Genomic DNA, 4,040 nt, shown 5'->3' on the forward strand with positions numbered 1-4,040 from the left:
AGCCGACATCGACCCGATCGTCCCGTTCGCAACTGGTCCTTCCCCGAGCCACGCTCGGCGTGTCAGACCAAATACACCGCTCATCGGACAGACCCTGCGGTCACCGCAGCCGGGAACATCGGTAGGTCGTCGATATACTATTTACACGACGATTATTTATTGATAGACTATATTAGTCAGATTCGTTTACATGGATGGAGTGAGATTGAAATGAGCGCAGTGGCGGCGGACGTCGTCGATAGATCACCATCTAGCAAATCGACGAAGCGCAAGTTCCTTGTTGGATACCTGCTCTTCTCGATTGTTGCGCTTATGGCGGCTTGGCTCACGCGCAATTTCGATCCACTTCCGACAGAGATCCATCCACACACCAGAACTCCAGCCATTCCCGGAAACGACACATTTTCCTATAATCGACGGAACACCATAATAGCAGTCATACTGTTGGGCGCTGTTGGCCTGACCGGGACAGTGTTTGCAGTCCGTGAACTTATTCGCAGAAAGCGCTTACTACCTCTTATGGTATCTTTAAGCGCCTTAATGTTGATTTTTCCGGAAGTGGCGGTCGACGTAATAGGAAAAGTATACTATCCCACCGACGATGTTGACAACATAATAACCATATTCGGTCGTCAAATGGGAATGTTTCTGTTTTTTGCGTTCTTTGGCTACGGAGTGTTCAATTTTCTGACTTTTAGAATGCTTGAACGTCGCCCGACTACGCGTATGATTTGGCTACTACTTCTCACTGCTGCGGCTGGCGCTATTGTCTTTGAGGAGGTACTTCAGTGGGCTGGCGGAATGTATCACTACTATGCGGACCAACCTCTGCGCTTTTTGTATCTTCCTCAGTGGTGGACTCCAGCGAATACGATTGGTGTAGCGTTTCTTCCCGCCGTGATAGCATACCGGTTTCGGGAGAGGTTTCGTGGCTGGAGAGCGCTGTTGATGTTTCTCGTGACTCCTTGCAGCATGATGAGCGTTTATGGAGCGATTGCACTACCATCGTGGGTCGTAATAAACGGACGCTACCCTTGGGTAATCGATCAACTTGCAGGGCTGCTGACAATCGCCTTCGGGATTGTTCTTGCGGTTTTCATTATCCGGATACTACTTCAGCGAGATCCTTTCGACCTGACTGAGCCTGCGACGCTAACGGACGATCCAGCACTCGATCCATGCGAAATCACTCTCCGTACGACGAATAGAATACGTAGTGGCGCCCCTTCTAGTGAGACCTCGGACGATGCTTAAATTAACACCAGCCATCGGATAGTCCCCACCCCGCTGGGTCGGACGGGCGTGTACGGGTTTTTGTGTGTGATTTCGTGGTTCATCGGATGGTGGTGCGGTCTTCGTAGTCGAGGGTGAGTGCGCCCCGTGCCTCCTTCCAGTGGGGTGCGACCTGGTTGCGGTCGCTGGTCTTGGGCTCGATCAGGTGCCGGATCGCCAGATACAGCACCTTGATCGCGGCCGCTTCCGAAGTGAAGTGCCCGTGGTTACGGGTCACCATGCGTAGCCGGGCGTTGATCGACTCAATGAGGTTTGTGCTGAACACATCCTTACGCAGGGGCGGCGGGAACTGCAGAAACGGCACGAACTCGGGCCACGCTGCCCGCCAGGTCCGTGCGATAGCCGGGTAGCGTTGACCCAATGGCGAGGTTTCCAGCTCGTCCAGGGCTTGTTCGCGGCGTCGTCGGTGGGCGCGGTATAGATCGCCTTTCATGCGGGGATCAGTTGGGGATGATCCTTCTTGGAGGCGAAGCGGAGACTGGCCCGCATAAGATGCACGCAGCACGTCTGGGCCGTCGTTTGGGGCCATGTCGTGGTGATCGCCTCCGGGAGACCGGAAAGTCCATCACAGCAACAAATCAACACATCCTGGATGCCGCGGTTGCGCAGTTCGGCCAGCAGCGACATCCAGAAGCGAGCGCCCTCACCCTCGGTGGGGCCGATCCAGAGCCCGAGGATGTGCTTGCAGCCATCCAGGTCCACCCCGACTGCAAGGTAGACCGGCCGGTTGGTCACCGCCCCGTCCCGGATCTTGACCCACAGGGCATCGATGTAGACGATCGGCCAGACCGAGCGGTTTCTAGTGAACGTTGCGAATCGTTGTTGTGGTGTGTCGACGGTGCCATTGTTGCATCAGTTGGTGCGGGCTCCGGTCGCTCCGGCATTGGCGTGGTCGGTGGTTGAGCTCGGTGGCGATCTCGTCGAGTTGTTGGGCCGTCCACGCACGGAGGTCGGTTCCCTTCGGTAGGTACTGGCGCAGCAGGCCGTTGACGTTCTCGTTGCTGCCGCGCTGCCAGGGCGAGTGCGGGTCGGCGAAGTAGATCGTGACGCCGGTGGCGTGTTCGATCCGTTCATGGTGGAACATCTTGTTGCCCTGATCCCAGGTCAAACTGCGGCGCAGGCCGGTTGGAAGCCGGGTGAACGCACCGATGAGCGCGTCACCGACCGACGAGGCGGAGTGGTCGCGATCGAGCTTGACCAGCAGTGTCAGCCGCGTTGTGCGTTCCACCAGCGTGGCGATCGCGGAGCGCTGGGCAGCGCCGACGATCAGGTCACATTCCCAATGGCCGACCTGTCGGCGGGTTTCGACGCTGGCCAGCCTGGTATGGATCGACCGCATCGTCGTGGACTGTTTCATAGCGCCATCGCGGGAACGGCCCCGGCCACGGCGGTGCCGATAGGTGCGACCCGTGCGCAGAACTGCCGGATCCGCTGGGACGATCACACCGCGATAAACGGCTTCATAGAACGTCTCAGCGCAGACATGCCACGAGGTCCGACGCGGCCAGCGCCGTCGCAGCCACCGGCTGATCTGGGCCGGCGGCCATCTCGTGGCCAACGTGCCCGCCACCACCGCGCGCAACGCGGCATCGATCACGAAGCGGCGAGGCCTGGGGCGTTGGCGGCGCAGGTACGCCTGGTTGTGCGCATACCACGGTTGATAGCGCCCGTCCGGCTTGCGGTTGCGGCGATCTCCCGATACACGGTCTGGTAGCTCTTGCCGATCCGAGCGGCGATGTCTGTAACCCGCTCTCCGCGGGCCAGCCCATCGGCGATCTCAATCCGATCGTCCTGGTTCAGATACCGCGAGCTAATCGGCTTGTCGATGGCGTCCACCCGGCCAGCATCAACGAACCACACCGACCCGCAGCTCAACGACACACCCACTGCCTGGGCAGCTGCCGAGCCTGACCACCCAGCCCGAATCAGCTCGAAGTAGCCGGCGCTTGACCGCCACCGGCATCCTGTTCTGCCCACCACGCGGCATACGAACCCCTTCCCATCAGGATTCGCAACGACCAATGGAAACCGCCCCTCCTCCAGCGGACGGGCCTGCCAGCCGGTGACCTCCTCGAGCACCGTGTCGGTGATCCGCGAGAACGTCTCGTGCGAAAGTTCGGTACCCAGCGTGCGCTGCAGATGATGCTGAATATCGCGCACGGTCATGCCCCCGGCATACAACGAGATGATCATCTCATCCAGCCCCCGGCCCGGCGCGAACCCTTCGGCACCAGCCGCGGCTCGAACGAGCCCGCCCGATCCCGCGGCACCCGCAGATCAACCTCGCCCGCCTCGGTAGCCAGGGTCTTGTCGCTGGTGCCGTTGCGCGCATTCGGACTGCCCCGCCCGGCCGGATCCCCCTTCTCATACCCCAAATGATCACTCAACTCGGTGGTCAGGCCGCGCTCGAGCACCGCCTTGACCAGCTCCGGCAGGAACCCACCCTGCCCCGGCAAGGCCAACCCCTCCTGGTCGACCTTGCCCAGCACAGCATCCAACAGGCCCGCATCCAGCATCTCGTTCACCGCCTGCCGAGCCGACGGCTCCACCGACGAACTACCCAACGGGCCAGCATCACACCGCTGCGCATCAGGCTCACTCATATGCGTACTCCATCAAATCTGATCTCGTACACAACCCACCTGACACGCCCGTCGACCCCGATGCGATACAGCTCGTCCAGCCGGGAGTCGTCGACGTGGTCGGCGACCACCCGAGCCACGATCGCGGCCACCGCTTCCCACGAG

At 60.2% G+C, this 4,040-nt stretch carries 2 protein-coding genes and 3 pseudogenes; 1 reads left to right on the forward strand and 4 read right to left on the reverse strand.

Features of this window, described 5'->3' with window-relative positions; translation table 11 throughout:
- Window positions 1-210: 210 nt before the first annotated feature.
- Window positions 211-1,254: a hypothetical protein gene (locus tag CHB84_RS22600; RefSeq protein WP_141134782.1), complete on the forward strand. Its 1,044-nt coding sequence runs from the start codon at window positions 211-213 to the stop codon at window positions 1,252-1,254.
- Window positions 1,255-1,333: 79 nt separating this feature from the next.
- Here the strand turns inward: CHB84_RS22600 and CHB84_RS23855 are convergent, their stop codons facing one another.
- From CHB84_RS23855 to CHB84_RS21925, 4 genes and pseudogenes are all read right to left on the reverse strand, one after another.
- Window positions 1,334-1,726 carry a transposase gene (locus tag CHB84_RS23855; protein WP_176440093.1) on the reverse strand — a complete coding sequence of 131 codons (393 nt, stop codon included), beginning with the start codon at window positions 1,724-1,726 and terminating at the stop codon, window positions 1,334-1,336.
- Window positions 1,723-2,079 (reverse strand): annotated as a pseudogene (locus CHB84_RS23860) (transposase); the annotation flags it as partial. The gene CHB84_RS23855 and the pseudogene CHB84_RS23860, both read right to left, overlap by 4 nt.
- A 13-nt stretch (window positions 2,080-2,092) precedes the next feature.
- A pseudogene (locus tag CHB84_RS21920) lies at window positions 2,093-3,256 on the reverse strand (IS30 family transposase).
- 71 nt (window positions 3,257-3,327) lie between these two features.
- Window positions 3,328-3,896: pseudogene (locus CHB84_RS21925) on the reverse strand (transposase); the annotation flags it as partial.
- Between the last annotated feature and the right edge of the window lie 144 nt (window positions 3,897-4,040).

Origin of the sequence: Haloechinothrix alba (assembly GCF_900188115.1) — a bacterium.
GTDB classification, from domain to species: Bacteria; Actinomycetota; Actinomycetes; order Mycobacteriales; family Pseudonocardiaceae; genus Haloechinothrix; species Haloechinothrix alba.

Bases quoted from the DNA above. Each gene is read 5' to 3' on its own strand.
- CHB84_RS22600 (WP_141134782.1), top strand. From the start codon at position 211: ATGAGCGCAGTGGCGGCGGACGTCGTCGATAGATCACCATCTAGCAAA.
- CHB84_RS23855 (WP_176440093.1), bottom strand. From the start codon at position 1,726: ATGAAAGGCGATCTATACCGCGCCCACCGACGACGCCGCGAACAAGCC.